12 protein-coding genes are annotated in these 17,829 nt (G+C 34.8%); 4 read left to right on the top strand and 8 right to left on the bottom strand.

Annotation, left to right across the window (positions count from 1 at the left end; all coding sequences use genetic code 11):
• Positions 1–6,794, bottom strand: a 6,794-nt coding sequence (locus ETI37_RS07360) for a Rib/alpha-like domain-containing protein (RefSeq protein ID WP_143460227.1), incomplete at its 3' end; no start/stop codon positions are given.
• A 323-nt stretch (positions 6,795–7,117) separates the two neighbouring features.
• Between ETI37_RS07360 and ETI37_RS07355 the strand changes: the two genes are divergently transcribed.
• The 4 genes from ETI37_RS07355 to ETI37_RS07340 all read left to right on the top strand — a co-directional run bounded on the left by ETI37_RS07355 (position 7,118) and on the right by ETI37_RS07340 (position 12,172).
• Positions 7,118–7,987, top strand: a complete 870-nt coding sequence (locus ETI37_RS07355) for a hypothetical protein (protein WP_006585782.1) — start codon at positions 7,118–7,120, stop codon at positions 7,985–7,987.
• Positions 7,988–8,130: 143 nt separating this feature from the next.
• On the top strand, positions 8,131–9,441 hold the full coding sequence (locus ETI37_RS07350; RefSeq protein ID WP_006585784.1) for a glycosyltransferase family 2 protein: 1,311 nt from the start codon (positions 8,131–8,133) through the stop codon (positions 9,439–9,441).
• 11 nt (positions 9,442–9,452) lie between these two features.
• Positions 9,453–10,586 (top strand): glycosyl hydrolase family 8, encoded by a 1,134-nt coding sequence (locus tag ETI37_RS07345; RefSeq protein ID WP_022091064.1) that lies wholly within the window; start codon positions 9,453–9,455, stop codon positions 10,584–10,586.
• Between the two features lie 260 nt (positions 10,587–10,846).
• Positions 10,847–12,172 carry an APC family permease gene (locus ETI37_RS07340; RefSeq protein WP_006585786.1) on the top strand — a complete coding sequence of 442 codons (1,326 nt, stop codon included), beginning with the start codon at positions 10,847–10,849 and terminating at the stop codon, positions 12,170–12,172.
• A gap of 249 nt (positions 12,173–12,421) precedes the next feature.
• On the opposite strand, the gene ETI37_RS07330 is transcribed toward ETI37_RS07340, so the two are convergent.
• From ETI37_RS07330 to tsaB, 7 genes are all read right to left on the bottom strand, one after another.
• On the bottom strand, positions 12,422–12,928 hold the full coding sequence (locus ETI37_RS07330) for a GNAT family N-acetyltransferase (protein WP_006585787.1): 507 nt from the start codon (positions 12,926–12,928) through the stop codon (positions 12,422–12,424).
• 13 nt (positions 12,929–12,941) lie between these two features.
• Entirely contained in the window at positions 12,942–13,970 is a 1,029-nt protein-coding gene (locus ETI37_RS07325; RefSeq protein WP_006585788.1) for a S66 family peptidase, read from the bottom strand.
• A 103-nt stretch (positions 13,971–14,073) separates the two neighbouring features.
• On the bottom strand, positions 14,074–14,502 hold the full coding sequence (locus ETI37_RS07320) for an Rrf2 family transcriptional regulator (protein WP_006585789.1): 429 nt from the start codon (positions 14,500–14,502) through the stop codon (positions 14,074–14,076).
• A 25-nt stretch (positions 14,503–14,527) separates the two neighbouring features.
• Positions 14,528–15,379 carry an NAD(P)H-binding protein gene (locus ETI37_RS07315; protein WP_006585790.1) on the bottom strand — a complete coding sequence of 284 codons (852 nt, stop codon included), beginning with the start codon at positions 15,377–15,379 and terminating at the stop codon, positions 14,528–14,530.
• Positions 15,380–15,553: 174 nt separating this feature from the next.
• Positions 15,554–16,600: a tRNA (adenosine(37)-N6)-threonylcarbamoyltransferase complex transferase subunit TsaD gene (tsaD, locus tag ETI37_RS07310; protein WP_006585791.1), complete on the bottom strand. Its 1,047-nt coding sequence runs from the start codon at positions 16,598–16,600 to the stop codon at positions 15,554–15,556.
• Positions 16,597–17,151 carry a ribosomal protein S18-alanine N-acetyltransferase gene (rimI, locus tag ETI37_RS07305; RefSeq protein WP_006585792.1) on the bottom strand — a complete coding sequence of 185 codons (555 nt, stop codon included), beginning with the start codon at positions 17,149–17,151 and terminating at the stop codon, positions 16,597–16,599. Before rimI ends, tsaD begins: the two co-directional genes overlap by 4 nt.
• Positions 17,135–17,829, bottom strand: a 695-nt coding sequence (gene tsaB, locus ETI37_RS07300) for a tRNA (adenosine(37)-N6)-threonylcarbamoyltransferase complex dimerization subunit type 1 TsaB (protein ID WP_143458505.1), incomplete at its 5' end; no start/stop codon positions are given. The genes tsaB and rimI, both read right to left, overlap by 17 nt.

Below are 17,829 nucleotides of genomic sequence, written 5' to 3'. Positions count from 1 at the left end.
TGGTCTACTAAGTTTTGTGCACCTTCACCCCAACTTGCGTGAGTTCCTTCTGGTAAGTCACCTAAGTTCTTAATTCCATCATCGGCAGTTGCTGGTAACTTGCCCTTGTCATCTGTCTTGACAGTTTGAGTTTCTATCTTGTCACCATATTCATCTGCTTGACCAGGACGTTTTACTGTTATAGTAACATTCTTTTCAGAACCATCTCTGAATATTACTCGAATTGGAACACCATCAACACTTTGACCTGGCTTAAGGTTCTTAACCATATCTGCAGCATCATCGCCCCATTCAATTCGACCACCATCAGCAATAATTTGAGCTGGGGTCTTATCTGGGCCATCGGTAAAGCTTACGTGATCAATACCTTCTGAAGCATCTGGCAAACTACCGTCATCAGTTGGTACCTTTTTAGGAGTAATAGTTGCATCATCACTAATACCATACTTGTGAACTGGAATAGTTACTTCCTTCTTTGAACCATCTGGGAAGGTAACAGTTGCTGGAACATCAACATCAGTACCTGGTTTAGTTTGGTCAACTGTCTTTTGAGCATCTTTACCCCATTCCACTGTAGTGTCTTTTGGTAACTCATCATAGTTCTTAATACCATCTTTAGCTTTTTCAGGTAATTGACCATTGTGATCAGTATTTACCTTTTGTGTTTGAACATCATAGTCATCTGCTTGACCATGCATGTGTACTGGGATAGTTACATCTTTAGTTGAACCATCATCAAATGTTACAGTGGCTGGAACTTCTCTAGTTTCACCTGGTTTCATACCCTTAACCAAGTCTGAAGCAGGAGTACCATCTTTATCTTTACTCCAATCAACTCGTTTAAGATGTGGAATATTATCAACATCTTGAATACCCTTTTTAGCGTCTGGGAGTGAACCATCCTTGTTCAAGTCAACTGGTTGAGTCTTAATATCAACATCATCTGCTTGACCATGTAAGTGAACGATAACATCCATACCTTCACTCTTAATTGAACCGTCTGGGAAGACAACATCTGCTGGAATTGAAACTGTATCACCTGGAGTCATATTCTTAACAATTTCTTGAGCTGCAGTCTTGTCTTTCCATTCAGCATGAGTGCCATCAGGAAGTTGTGGAGTCTTAAAGTCAATTGCTTTATGTAGGTTAGCTAATCCATCATCAGCATTTTCAGGTAATGTTCTATCTGGTAAAACGATAGGTTGCTTAACGATAGGATAAGTATCAGCGTCATTAGCAATAGTTACTGGAATTTTAACGTTAGCAGTGGTTTTATCTGGATAAATTACTACAGCATCCAATTCCTTAGTTTGTCCAGTAGTCATCTTACCTAATTCACTCATGACTTGGCCTGGATTTGCCCAAACAACATTAGTTCCGTCAGGTAAAGCTGAAATAGTTTTATCATCTTGTTTTACGGAATCTTTCAAGTTGGCAATACCAGCTTTAGCTTCAGGTAAAGTACCTTTTGCGGCTTTAATGCCTTGAGTAACAGGAGTATAGACTTCATTATCAGCATTTATATGAATTGGAATACTGATTGTTTCATTTGAACCATCTGGATAAGTTACAGTTGCTGAAAATTCTTTAGTTTGACCAGGTAAGCCGTGCTTTACAAAGTCATCAACATCTGTTTGCTTATCGAAGTTAACATCAGTTCCTGCTGGTAATTGTGGATTAGTAGCATCTTTATGTAAGTTAGCTACACCATCTTCTGCCTTTGGACTTTCACCAGAATTAATCTTAATTGTTTGTACGTCTGGTGTATTCAAATCAGCTTCTGACTTAACCATTACTGGAATAGTAACATCCCTAGTTGAACCATCTTTAAAGGTAATTGTAGCAATTCCAGTAGTCAATCCAGTCTTAGATAAATCAGGTGCACTCTTCCAAACAATTGCAGTATCAGGATTTTGATCTTTAAGAACTGGAGTTAGGTTTGGATAGTTCTTACCATCAGTTGTAGTTTCAGTTTTAGCATTAGCAATACCATCTACTGCTGGATAGTTCTTGATATCATCTTTCCACTTAGCAACAATTGTTCTAGTATCTGTCCGCACATCAATTTTATCCTTGTAGTCATTTGCAAGACTAGAAACTTGAACAGTTACAGGAACTTCCTTAGAAGAACCATCCTTGAAAGTAACAATAAGTGTTGCAGGTTTTGAACCAGCTGTTTCTGTATCTACCTTTTCTTTCCAAGCATAAGTAGTGCCATCTGGCATATCACTTGTATTTGTAATTGCATCTTCTGCACGATTTGTACCAGATAAATCTTCATGCAAGCTAGCCTTGATAGTTCCACCCTGTGGATTATAGTCATCAGCCATTTGTTTTACTGTAATATTGATGGCTACTTCGTTGCTTGAATCATCGTTGTAAGTTACGACAACAGTTGCTGGGACAACTCCAACTTTTGAAGTATCAGGTGTGTTATTCCCCTTCCAAGTAACACTCTTAACATTCTTAATGGTATCGAAATCCTTAATTCCCTTTTGAGGATCCGGAGTTTCATTGACATAAACTGAAAAGTCTTGGCCTTCAATTGGATTCTTTTCAGCATCTGATTCCCCATTATCAGTGACAATAACAGTAACTGGTACAACTTTGTGACTATTATCTGGGAATGTTACTTCAACGTAGCCAACTTTTTGCTTAGGAGCAGAAGTATCTGGTGCACCATTGTACCAAATCACATCAGTACCGGCTGGCAATTGAGGATTTTCTTTACCAGCTTGATCAGCGTTGTAAACACCCTTTCTTGCCCAGCTCTTATCACTAATGTTAGTGCCTTTAGCTACAGTAATTGTTGTTGTTTCAATTGGATAACGATCAGCATCACTTTGAACATTTACCCAAACTTTTTGTTCATTTATAGATCCGTCTGGATAAGTTACTACAACAATACCAGTAGTCCAGCCTGCCTTAGAAGTATCTGGAACGAATCCATTTCTCCATCTAAATGTAGCCCCAGTTTGTTCATCAGCATTCAAAATACCTTTTCTAGCATAACTAGAATCGCTCATATCTTGTCCAACATAAGCATATTGAATATTTGGCTGTAGAGTATGCTTTTCAGCATCTGATTTTTGGTTATCAGTAACATTAATATTTACTTCAACTACTTGGGAACTTCCATCTGGAAATGTTACTTTTACATGGCCTATCTTCTTGTTAGTTACACTAGTATTAGGTACTCCACCTTCCCAAGCATAAGTAGTACCGTCTGGCAACTGTGGAGTTGTTCCCCAAGCCTTATCGGCATTGCCAATACCATCTTTGGCACGATTAGTAAGATCAGTGTTTATTGGGACAGTAATGTCTTGAGTAATAATTTTATACTTATCTGCATCACTAATAACATGAACAGTAACATTAACACTGTTTTGTGAACCATCCGGATAAGTTACCACTACAGTTGCTGGCTTGTCACCGCTAGTTGAAGTATCAACCTTGCTTGCCCAAGTGTAAGCACTTGAATCAGTTGGCAAATTAGTTGACTTATCCTTGTCAATTGCGTCAATTGCACGATTAGTTAAATCTTCATTCAACTTAGCATTGATATCTTTACCAACTACAGTTGATACGTTAGCATCTTCATAAACGTTAACAGTAACATCAACTACTTGAGTTGTTCCATCTGGATAAGTTACTTTAACTTGACCACGTTTTACCCCACCATCTTTAGTAGAAATTGGTGTACCTTGCCAGTCATATTTAGTACCATCTGGTAGCTTGGTGTAAGTTTTACCATCTTGGCTTGCATCCCCATCACGGTTAGCAATTAAATCTTCAGGATTTACAGTATCATTCTTTTTAACATTTAAAGTCTTAGAAACTGCGTTGTATTTTTCATTGTCCCCAATAACGTGAACAGTCACTTCAACTGGGTCTGACTTAGAACCATCTTCATAAGTTACTTGAACATAACCCTTGTGATCACCAGGCTTAGTAGTATCAACTGCTGGGTGAGTATCATCAACTACCCAATTGTAGCCAGTAGTCTTGTCAGCTGGTAATGAATCGTGATTAGTGATTGCATCATATGCATCATCGCCATCTAATTTATGGCTATTATCAACTTTAATAGTGCCTGCTTCAGGAGTGTACTTGTCAGCGTCAGTAATTACATCCTTAACGTTTAAGTCAACAGTCAAGTCAGTAGTGGTGTTATCTTTATAAGTTACAGTGATAACACCTTGCTTCTTATCAAAGTCAACACTCTTCCAAGTAGCCTTGCTAAATGTTGGTTCGTAATCAGAATCAGTAAAAGTAGTAGAACCTGGCTTCAAGTTAGAAATAGCATCTTTATTAGTAATGTATTGACTTGCATCTTGACCAACTAAGTTTTGATCACGACCAACAGTAATTGGACTCTTAACAGTAGGTCCTAAAGGAGCAACTGTGGTTGCAAATGCACCAGCACCACGTGGAGTTTCGATTCTAACGCGAACACCTTCTTTATTAAGGAGTGGCTTAGCTAAGTTAATAGTAAAGTTACCATTATCATCAACATTGCCGCGACCTAATTCATTGTTATTTGAATCGTAAACTACCGCAACAGCACCAGTATCAGTAGATTCATCTACAACGCTACCCTTTAATTGTGCACCGTTGTCAGTAAAGCCTTGACCTTCACCAGTAATTGATGGCTTGTTAACTTCACGAGTTGAGAATTCGAGGTAACGTAATTGACCGTTTCTGATAGCATTGTTAATACTTACAATGTTGTTATAACCAGCTTGTTGATATTCAGAGTGTAAAGTGGTACCAGTAATAGTCCCTGAGCCATTTAATGGCAATTGAACCCGCTTAAAAGTACCCATATTAGTAATACTTGAAGTTGGGTTAAGCATTGCACGTACTGAGTCGTTAGTTGCTACTAATTGACCAGGTAATGAGAAGATACGACTGTTTTTACTGCCATTTTGACTAATATCAAAAATTACGTCAGCAGTGTTATCGAAATTAAAGTTACCATTTGCACCATATTGGTTAACTAATGATAAAGTACCGTTACTACTATCTCTTAAAATAAAAGTACCACGCTTGTAAACATTTAATTTGCTACTGCCACCAACTCTTAAAAGTGCTTGGCTATTCCCAGAACCTCTTACGTTGTTGATACCAGTTGAGTTAACTTCTAAACGAGCACCAGAATTAACATTGACAGTAATTGGTCCCCAAAGTGAAAGAGCACCACCATCGTTGTTCAAATAGAAGTCACCATCACGGTTAATAATCATTTGACCATTATCAGTGCTAAAATCGCTATCACTAAGCTTTTGACCAACGTTCAATGTTACCTTGTTATCCATACGTAAAGTATAGTCACGAGCGCCATCATTGATAATTAACTTACCAAAGACATTTAATTGGGTACCGTCATTACGAAGGAAGATTGAGTTATCAGTTTGGGCTTCCTTAGGGTTGTTAAGAGTTACAGTAGCGCCTTTTTCAATCGTAGTATTAGCAGCACCTAAGTAAAGAACAGAGCCATCACCCCAACTAGAGTTACCATTACCGTTTAAGTTAGTGACACGATTGTTAGGCATACTGAAAGTTGCATTTGAACCTGCATGGAAAATCACAGTACCGTAGTCAGCACCATTTGATAAAACTGCGACTTTAGTTCCATTATCTGGCAAACCATAAGTTGTATGTAAATAATTAGCGTTTAAAGTGGCGTTTTCACCAACTTCAATTTTACGATTGTTACTATCAGAACGTTCAGTTGTTAAAACTGCACCATGGTCTGTGTTAACTGTTACATTAGCATTTGGACTAATAGTAATCCATTGCGCTTCAACACCAGATCTGTTACCACCAGTTTCGGTATATATAGTCTTGTTAGCAAGTGTTGAATAGTAAGATGCACCAGAATTTAAGTTGTCAGTACCAGAAAGAACAATTTCTGCGTTTACAGCATATGCAGCTTGGCCAGCATAAATTGTTACATCATTTAAGGTAATTCTGTGAACTGCACCGCTAGCTTCAGCAATCTTGGAATTTCTGTCATAACCTGTCAAGAAAGCAAAAGGTCCAGTAGCACTCTTTGAAAAGAAAGTACCATTATTAATAGTCCAATCTGCAGTTTTATTACCAGCAGGGTTCATGTAATAACCAATTGATCCCATGTCTACAGTATGGCCATTACCATTAATCGTTAATGTACGTGAAGCAATATTATAACGACTTACATTATTTTGATAATTATTACTGCTAAAATCTGCATTTATGTTAATAGTAGAAATCGTAGAATTTCTTAATGCCCTATCAAAGTCATTCCAATTAGAAACTTCTTGAACAGACGCATCATTAGTAGCTTTACTTTCAGCCAAAGCATCGGTATTTGCAGCTCTTTCTGTCCCACTTACCTTTAATTCAGTTGTATTATTGTTAGCTACTTGACTATCAGTGTTGCTACTTTCAGCAGAAGTTGCTTGATTAGTAGCTACTTCATCTTTACTAGTATTTTGGCTATTATTGCTTGATTGACTAGTACTTGCTTCACTTTCTGTTGATTGTGAAGAAGATGATGCTACTTTACTTTCATTAGTTGCACTACTTTCTGAACTTGCTTCCTGACTTGTATTATCAGCTGAAGAACTTGTTGAAGAAGTAGTAACTGGTAAAGTATCAGCCTTCGCTGTAATTGATTGGCTAGTTAAAAAAACTGTGGTCCCCATTAACACAGAAACTAGCCCCACACTTAACTTTCTCAAAGAAAAGTGTTGTTGTCGATCAGTAGCCATTTTCATGGCCCTCATCTTTTTATTATTTTTAGAAAGCATTATTATTCCTCCCAATACATTTCTATATATATTTATTCATCTAAGACAATATTAATACATTTGGCTACTTATTTCAATGTGGTATACAGCCTGAACCTTACCCCCCCCATGGAGTTAAACGTTTTCTAACTATTGGGTTATAATTATCCTTTCAATTAATTATGTAGTTATAAATACCGCCAACTATTTTATTAAAACAAAGTAAATATTTATTTACATATATACTTTTTAACGTAAAATAATGTTTTTAGGGGGTTGTTTATTTTTCTATAATTATCCGTTTAGGGGACGGGATTAACGTTTTATGGAGGAAATAAACAATTATGATTCGTAAACATTTAGTTAGTGCTGGAATTACAGCACTAGCTGCAGTTATATGCATATGCACTGCTTTAATGTGGTTAGCTGGGTTAGCTTCTCCACTCGTATTAAGTTCAACTGCAATATTAATTATTTTAGGAGTTATTACTGGTAGTTTAATCCCTACAATCTTAATTACCTGGTTAATTATCGGGTTAACTACTATAGGAGCAGCTATTTTACTTATCGGTTACGTTGTTATCGATAATTCCCAAAAAATTCTTTTATTACTTACCTATCCTTTAGTTGCTTCTCTTACAGCTTTAGCTAAAACAATCATTGGACATTGGGGCTGGATTGACCGTGATCGCAACGCAATCGAAAGCTACCTCTCACATTATGATCCAGTTGTAAAATTACAAACGACATATAATGCCGCAAAACTATATCACAAAGAAGCAAAATTTATTGCTAATGAAAAAGAAGCCAACTTGCGTATTCACTTAGCAACTGTTCATTGGGTTCATAGTAACCAATTTAAGCAATTTCATGATATTGAATACAAAACTGTTTTAAGACGAATTTCAAAAGTTTTAAAGCAATTGCGCTTTCCATCTGAACAACTATATTATATTGGCAATTCAACTTTTTTGATTATTTCATATGCCTTAGCTGAAGATACTTATATATATAAAAATAGGCAAACTAAACAAGCTCTAGAAGCATTAGAGGTTGAAAACCACAATCCTCAATTTAAATGGGGTACCTTAAAAGTAGATCAAACTAATGTAAGTTCATATACCGAATTAGAACACGCTTTACGTCACTTGACCCGTGATATGGAAACTGACTTAGTTGTTGAATACTTAAAGGGGGCTGAAATAAATGGTTAATTTCTTCTTTATTTTAGCCGATGTCATTACGATTCTTTTTGCAATATTAATCATCATCTTATTAGTATGTCAGTGGGTCATTTATTTTAGAGTAGAAAAAACAATTCTAAGTAAAGAAAGTTCCTACGAAAAGGAGGAACAAAATGCTTAGCGAAGTATTGATGATAATAACTCTTATTTCAATCTGGCTCTCAATATTGATGTCAATGATTACACTTGGTGGAGCAACACACTTTTGGTTAAAGCAATCAAAAGTCTTGGTTGATGTAAAACCACTAAAAAAATATCCTAAAATTTCAATTATTGTTCCTGCTCATAATGAGGAATTAGTAATTGCCCAAACTACTCAAGCTTTATTAGACTTAAATTATCCTAAAGATAAGTTAGAATTATTACTTTATGCCGATAATTGTGTAGATAAAACTGCCGATGTCATGCGGTCAGTGACAGCATCAGCACAAAAAAATGGTTATCATATTCAAATTATTGAGCGCAAAGGTACTGGTGGTAAAGCTGGCGTATTGAATGATGCCTTGAAAATTGCCAAAGGTGACTACTTAGCAGTTTATGATGCTGATGCAATGCCAGAAAAAAATGCACTATACTTCCTAGTTAGAAAAGCACTTGAAAATCCGCAAAAATATGTGGCAGTTTTCGGACGTAATAAAACAAGAAATGCTGAACAAAATTTCTTAACTCGTTGTATTAATCAAGAAATTGTTGTTACCCAACGTATCCAACATTGTGGAATTTGGCATTTATTCCAAATTGGCCGTATTCCTGGAACTAACTTCATAATCCAACGAAACTTTGTTAAAGAAATCGGTGGTTGGCGTAATGGAGCCTTAACTGAAGATACAGATATTTCATTTAAAATTATGCAATCAGGTAAATTAATTGCCTTAGCATATAATTCCGAAGCGTTTCAACAAGAACCTGAGCGATTACATGACTATTATTTCCAACGCTTACGTTGGGCTAAGGGAAATTATCAAGTGGTCATTAATAACTTTGTTCATTTATTTGATTGCTCTAATTGGCGAGTAAAACTAGAAACATTATATTATTCATGTACTTTCTTTTGGTTTAATGCTGCTATTATTTTATCCGATTGGATTTTCTTTTCTAATGTCATCGCCTTAATTATTCGTCTATTTAATCCAGAGTTTCAAATTCCGTTTACCTTTGGAGAAAGTAATATTTTAATCACACAATTATTACTACTCAATTGGTTGTTCATGATTATTTTATATTTATTGCAAATCAATACTGCTATGTCAACTCAGTATGGTCAAGCAACCACTCACCAAATATGGCTTGGATTAGCTTCATACTTTACTTATTCACAATTATTTATCATAGTTTCTGTTCATGCAGTTTGCTCCGTTATATTAGATGATCTTTTTCACAGAAATAAAACTGTTTGGGTTAAAACGCGGCGTTTTAATGATTAATGGAGGATATCATGAAGCAAAAAATCATGTGGGTAATTTTACCGATCATTATTGCAAATTATATTGCGACTTTTTACTTTATTAGAACTAAAAATCCTGAACAAATACAGATAAAAACATATCAAGATTGGAAAAAGAATTATTTAGTTACTAAGAACTCAAATCAAGTATTTGTCAATGCTGGAACAAACAAGCACCCTGTTGCATTATCTGAAGCACAAGGATTTGGCTTAATTATTACAGCTAAAGCTGGTAAACGCGGTTGGGCAAGTGAGACGGAATTTGATAAGTTACTAAATTATTATCTTGCACATCAAGACTACGTAGGTGACCACCATACTCAAAAAGTTAGTTTAATGCAGTGGAAGCAATATTATAACCATCATGGTAAGTGGGTCAGTGAATACAATAGCGCTACTGATGGCGACTTATATATCGCCACTGCTTTAAATACAGCTGCTAAAGTATGGCCGCAAAAAGCAAACTATTACCATAGTCTAGAAGCAAAACTAGCCAATGATATTTTACGTTACGAGTATAATCCACAAACTGGCGCCTTAACAACGGGGGATTGGGTTAGATTAGATTCTTACTATGCCAACTTAATGAGAACTTCTGACGTATTGCCTTTTGTTTTTACTAACTTAGCTAAAACGACTGGGAATAAACAATGGTATGCTGTCCAAGACTCCATGCTAGAAAAATTAGTAAAATTATCAAAACAACATAAAGCAGGATTAGTTCCTGATTTTGCTTGGGTAGGAAGAAATTATGCCAAACCAGTTGCACCAAAAACAATTGCCGGAAAAAATGATGGCTATTATGCCTACAATGCTTGTCGCGTTCCAATTATGTTAGCAAAAAGTGAAAGTCCCAAAGCAAAATTTGTGGAGAAGCGTATATTGCATTACTTTTCTAAACAATACAATGTCTTTGGTGGCTACAAGTTAAATGGTGAACGCTTAGTCAAAAATCAATCACCTAGCTTTAGTGCTCCAATCTTTTATGCAGTCAATCAATATCGTGGCCAAGGCTATGACAACCTATTCGTCAGCCAAAAATATATTTTCAGCAAAGCTTTACCTAAAAATGATTACTATGGAGCCACTCTTACTACTTTAGTTGCGGTAGAAGGTTGGGAATAATTTCCTTCGCTTATTACTTGCACCCTAGTTTTTAGATATGATATTCTTAAATAAATTAATACCAGGAGGGATAATAAATGATTAAAATTAGTCATTCTCAATTAAATAACTCCCTTTCCTCAACCTCATTGATAGCTGTGGTTGGGTAATTTGGTATTTTCAAATTTAAGATATTACTACCGACTCTTTCAACCACTAAGTTATAGTAACTTAACCAATGAAAGGGTCGTTTTTTATTGCCAAGAGAATGGAGTAACAAGATGAAACAACAGCCTAAAGAGCATTTAAAACGCTCACTCGGTTTTGGATCTGCAATTTCAATTGTTATTGGAACAATTATTGGTTCCGGAATTTTTTTCAAACAAGGATCAGTTTTAGATAGTGCTGGAAATTCAACATTAGCAATTTTGGCTTGGATTTTAGGTGGGATTATTACTTTAGCCGGTGGTTTAACCATTGCAGAAATTGGCGCACAAATGCCATACACCGGTGGTCTTTATATTTATATTGAAAATATTTACGGAAGAATTGCTGGTTTTTTAGCTGGTTGGATGCAAATAATAGTTTATGGTCCTGCAATCATTGCATCAGTTGCTGGTTTTATGAGTATTTTGCTAACCAACTTCTTTGGATTAGGAACTGAATGGCGTATTCCTTTTGCTGTTAGTTGTATAGTTTTAATTGGACTAATGAATCTTTTAGAAAACAAAATTAGTGTTCTTTTTTCTGTAGTAACAACTTTAGGTAAGTTAATTCCTATCGCTGCTATCATTATTTTTGGACTTTTCTGGGGAAATCAAAATGCACTAGGACAAACAATGACTGAAATTAACCAATCTACTGGGAATTTTGGTGTAGCGGTTCTAGCAACTTTATTCGGGTATGATGGTTGGATTTTAATTGCTAATCTAGGTGGCGAAATGAAGAATCCTCAAAAATTACTTCCTAAAGCCATCATTTTAGGGATTACTTGTGTCTTGATTATCTATACATTAATTACTATTGGAATTTTACGCTTTTTACCAGCTGAACTAATTCATCAGCTCGGCGAAAATGCTCCTGCTTATATGACTACAAAAGCCTTTGGCCCAATTGGTGGTAAATTAATGTCAGCTGGAATTATTATTTCTATGCTTGGAACTTTAAATGGTAAGATGTTAACATTTCCACGAATAGTCTTTGCAATGGCAGAAAGAAAGGATATTCCTTTTTCAAAATCTTTAGCCTTTTTAAGTAAAAAAGGCAAAGCCCCAATAAATGCAACTATTTTTGTTTCAATACTAGCTTTTGCAATGATGTTATTTTTCAATCCAGATCGTCTATCAGATTTATGTGTGTTTACTGTTTATTGTTTTTATTTACTTGCCTTTTTCGGTATTTTTATTTTACGTAAACAAAACAAAAACAGACCATTCTCAACACCACTTTATCCACTAGTCCCAATTGTTGCAATCGCTGGCGGAGTTTTTGTTTTAAGTTGTGAGTTAATCAATGATTTTCATGGAGTTATTTTATTCTTGGGATTTGTAGTTTTAGGTTTACCTATTTTTTATCTAGTAAAAAGATATTACGGCGAAAAGATTTAAAGAAAAAAGCACCAATTGGTGCTTTTTTCTTTAACTAATCTTCCTTTTTAGCTTCATTTAATGATTTCATAATTGAAGGATTCTTAGAATGGCAATCTTTCAACATTTGTAAATCTTCTTCATTTAGTTCTACAACATACTTACTCATAGTAGTTTCCTCTTTTCGATTGTAGTAATACCTAAAACTAGGTTAGTTTAAATGTACCACTTTTTGAAGAAGATGGTTCACTTAAATAAACTAAAAATTGTTTACAATTTACAAGACATCGTTATCATAGTTACTTCAGGGTATTTTTCCATTTCTCCTGTTGGTTCAAAACCTTGTCCTTGCCAAAAATGTTTACCTGAATAATTTTTATCAGAATAACTTAAAATTATTTCTTTAATCTTGAAATTTACTAAATGCATTTTTAGAGACCTAATTAATGCACTTCCTAATCCACGACCAGTAGCTGATTTTTTCACCATAAACCATCCAATTATTGCAGCATCTTCTTCTGGAAATTTTAAAATCAATTCACAAAAAGCTATCAATTCTTTACCTTTCCAAAAGCCCCAAAACTGCTTTGAATCTTGTGACAAACCACTATCCGGCAAGGCTGTTAACAGATGTTTTAAATGTTGATAACTCAAAATTTGCCCCATTTGCTTAAAATATTGTGGCTGAGTCTGACAAAGTTTATAAATTTGGAATAAATCCTGTTCTGATAACAGGCTTGCACTAATTCCTTGAGGCAAGCTAGCTTTAAAATCCATACTTATTCCATTTCTAATAAAATTTAATTACCTGTTGATTCATATCCACTTCTGCCTTAATCCCAAAAGGAATAATGCAGCGTGGTGTACTGTGTCCAATATTTAAGTTATATACAATTGGTAAGTCAGCATTCTTAATCTCTTCAAGTAATATATCCTTATATTCTTCATAATATACTTTATCTTGTGGTTGTCCTACCAAAACTCCATTAACTACATCAAAAATACCATAATTAGCTAAAGCTCGAACCATTTTGCGATATTTTTCTGGAGTAGATTTTGCTTCACTGGACTCTAAGAGTAAAATTTTTCCTCGCCATTCATCAAGACTAGGGAATAAATGATATTTTTGAGTTAAAGAGACAGTGTCTTCATAGCGTGAATTATCAAAAAAATCATACAGTGATTCAATACAGCCTCCCAAAATTTCACCACTAAATTGTTTTGTTCCTCTTAAAAGTTCAAAACCTGTATTTTTATGGCTAATTCGTGGACTGCCAACTGCTTGCCTGCTAAAGTCACTTCTTTCTTCATACCAAACATCACTTGGGTGAATTTCTTTAATAGTACCTGTACTTATTAGTTCTTCAAAATAGCTCTTACTATATGGCAACATTTCTCGATCTAATTCACAGACATCAGTTAAAAAGGCTTGTCCATAAAAAGTTTTTAGTCCCACTTTATTGAGCATGAAGTGATTTTTGGTAGTATCAGAAAATCCTAAAAAGCTTTTTTGCTTAACAGCTTCCTTTAATTCATCATGTTCAAAGAAATATGGCAATAATCTATAAGTATCATCCCCACCAATTGCACATAAAATCATGTCAATTGAATCATCTCTAAAGGCAGCTAGTAAATCTTCAGCTCGTTTTTCAGGATGTTTCTTGATATAGTCTATGCCTTTTAAACTATGGGGCATAAACTCTACCTTTAAGCCATAATCTTTTAGTCTTTTTAAGCCTAATTTTCGTTCATGGGATACTGCATCTTCACCTAAAACACCACTTGATAGGCTGACAATCGCAACTTTTTTTACTTTCATAACTGACACCTCACAATGTAATTTAAATTATGAAGTATTATAGCACAGCAAAATTTAATCCCAAACAAAAACCACCCAGTTATAAAAAATGAGTGGTTTTAACTTAATACATTTTTTCTTTTTCTAAAATGTCATCAATAACATCTTGCAAAGTTATTGCCTTCATCTGATTAAAAGCACTATTTTGAATCTGTTCATAAAATCCATTTAAACTTGTTTGAATATTACGCCCCACTGGACATTTAAGATTAGTTTGGGGATCAACATGAATTAATTCATGATCCATATCTATTGCCATATAAATCTCAAACAAAGTAATAGCACTTGGCTTTCTAGTTAATTTGGCACTTGCTTTCCCCTGCCTAGTTTCAATTAAACCTACATTGCGTAAATCTGACATTAATTGTCTAATAATACTTGGATTTGACTCAATACTAGCGGCAATTGCCTTACTAGATAAATCCCCATTTTTAAAAATTTCTAAGTAGCTGAGTAAGTGAATAGCATCACTAAATTTATAAGAATACTTCATGTCACTTATTCTAACTTGTTAATTTTTAACGTGCAAGTATTTCTTTAATTGCAGCTTCTAAAGATAAGCTTGAATGACCTAAAACATCAGCTAAATCGGTTGTATCTTCATCAAGTGCCCCATCATAAATTGGTTGTTCAAATGATGCAAATAAAGTTGCCATTTCAGGTTTTAACCCAGTATTTTCAAGATACTTCACATATTCATCTTGACTCACATGCTTAATTTCAAAGTTATTTCCAGTTGCAGCCTGCAATGCATGACCTAAATCTTCATAGTTGGCACGCTTACCTGAAAATTCATAAATTTCTTTTGAAGTTTCTGCTGTTAAAACATTTACTGCAGCTTCAGCATATTCACGCTCTAAAGCCCATCCAGCATAGCCCTTTGCCCAGTAAAGTGCCGCTTGCTTATTTGCACCACTTTGTAAAAAGCCCATTTCATTTTCAAGATACCAATTATTACGCAAGAAAGAATGATGAAGTCCGGCTTTTTTAATAGCTTCTTCTGTTATCTTATGATCACTTGCAAGCCAGTTATCGGAATTCTCAGCTTTAGGAAAACTCGTATAAGCAACAAATTTAACATTATTTTTAACTAATGCATCTACTACATTCTTTTGTGCTGTTGCACGATCAACCTTGCCACCTGGTTGTGAAGAAATAAATAGCACTTTATCAACGTCTGTTAATGCCTTAATCATAGCATCTTTGTCATCATAATCACCTTGACGTACTTCATTATTTGGAAATAATTTTTTTGCTTTTTCTAAGTTTCTAGCAACAACAATAACGTTATCTTCCCCAACTAACTTATTTAAGAGCTTAACAGCTACTTGTCCAAAATTACCTGTTGCTGCAGTAATTGCATACTTCATATTTTTACCTCTCTCTTTTTACTTGTTGATTTATTTATTACACGCTTAGTGTATCACATGTTAGTTTATTGTCAACAACTATAAAACAAAAAGATCAAAAAAAGAATCAAGCTATATAAATGGCTTGATTCTTAAAATTATTCTTCATCAATAATAGTTGACAAAGCAGCTTTTTTATCTATCTAAAATTGCATCAGCGTATGGCAATTCAAGCGAAGGATCTGCATTTAAATCTAATCCACTAAATTTACCTGCTTTATATAAATTATATGCAGCTGCACCTATCATCGCAGCGTTATCACCACATAATTTCATTGGCGGAATAATTACCTTTGGTTTAGTATCTAACTTACCAATTTCTGCTTCTAAACGTTCACGTAAACCTCGGTTTGCTGCCACACCACCACCTAAAACAAAAGTTTTAGGCTTGAATTCTTTGATTGCCCGAATTGTCTTATGACTTAAAACATCAACAACTGCGGCTTGAAAACTAGCAGCTAAATCATATTTATCAAGCTTTTCACCAATTTGATCTGCATGATGACATGTATTAATAAAAGCACTCTTGAGTCCTGAAAATGAAAAATCATAATCATCATCTTCAAGCATCGCTCTAGGGAAATTGAAAGTGTCGTTTCCTTGATGAGCCCAGGTATCAATAGTTTTTCCAGCTGGATAATTAACACCTAGAACTCGACCAATTTTATCATAAGCTTCTCCAGCTGCATCATCACGAGTATCACCAATAATTTCAAAATTAATCGGATCATGCATCAAAACTAATTCTGTATGCCCACCAGATACTTGTAAAGCTAAGGCTGGATATTCTATTTCATCTTCAAGTTGAGCAGCCATAATATGACCCATAATATGATCAACACCGATTAAAGGAATCCCTGTAGCCATACTTGCAGCTTTTGCTGCACTAACACCAATTAAAAGGGCTCCAACTAGACCTGGCCCATAAGTCACTGCGATTGCATCTATATCATTCCAAGTGACTTTTGCTTCACTTAATGCTTCTTTAGTAATTTGAGTGATTACTTCAATATGATGTCGAGAAGCTACCTCTGGAACTACTCCGCCAAACCGTTGATGTGATTTTATCTGTGTAGCAACAACTAAACTTTCAATTTCACGGCCATTCTTAATAACCGCAGTTGAAGTTTCATCACATGAACTTTCATAAGCTAAAATTCGAATATCCTTTTTATCTGTCACTTTGTATCTTCTTTCCCTTCAAGATGTAAGACCATATTTATAGCATCCATATGATCATCTTGGTAATACCCTGTCCGAACGAATTGAGCTTCAAAACCTAAGCTTTTATATATTTTTTGTGCAGGTTCATTGTCAGCTCTTACTTCAAGACTAACTTGCGCTGCACCATTTTTCTTAGCGATTTCAATTATCAAGTTTATTAAATAATGACCAATTCCTTGGCCTTGATAAGCTGGGGCAACAGCTATATTGGTAATATGACCCTCACAAGGAATAAATCTTCCTCCAATAAAACCTACTAGTTGAGCCTTATCATAAATAACTAAATATAAAGAATTATGCTTTTTGCGTAGTTCACTAGCAAATGAAAATGATGACCAAGGTTGTTTCCCTTGATATACCTTTTTTTCTAATTCTAACAAATCTGGTATATTCATTTCACTAGCTTGCATAACTTGCATAGTTCGCCCTGCAAGATTAATCACATATGGTGTGAAATTTAAATTAACTTCTGGTTCTTCTTTAAAAAAATGCCTAAACTTCTTCAACATAATTACTATCTGGTTCAAACGGCTTACCAGTCTTCTTGTGCCAATCCATTTCAGCTTGTGTTCGTCTCAAATAGCGTGGTACAAGTTGATCTGCATCTATAACTTCACTGGTTAATGCTAACTTAGCAATTTGGCTAGCATGAACCAGATTTTCTTCTTCATTACCCCAAATAATGTCACAAGAAAGGCTATTTAGCAAGTCTTTATGATTATCCATTCCAGAACCTAAAATAATTAGTTTCTGAATATTTTTATCAGCTAAAACAATTTTAAGATCTTTTAATAATGCTTCCAAACTATAATGTCCATCTGGAATTACTTCTGTTCCATTTGTATAAGCTCCTGCAAAGAAATTATCATTTCTTGCATCTAAACAAACCAAAGTCAAACTATCAGCAGTTTGCTTATTGGCTGCTAAAGCTTGTAGCGTAGAAATTCCTACTATCTCTTTATTTAAAATGCTAGCAAACATTTTCATAGTAGTAATTCCAATTCTAAGTCCAGTATATGAACCTGGACCTATTGCAACTGCAAAGCGATCAATTTGATTCAAAGATAAATTACAATCTTTTAAAAGTTTATCAATCATAGGATCAAGATGTTCACTATGATTTCTTTGATCTTTTTCTTCTACTTGCTTGATGAGCTTTTCATTTTCACTGAGACTAATAGTTAAAA

The organism is Lactobacillus mulieris (assembly GCF_007095465.1).
Taxonomy (GTDB): domain Bacteria; phylum Bacillota; class Bacilli; order Lactobacillales; family Lactobacillaceae; genus Lactobacillus; species Lactobacillus mulieris.
Note: the sequence above shows the minus strand (reverse complement) of the source record. Positions and strands in the feature narration are given on the sequence as shown.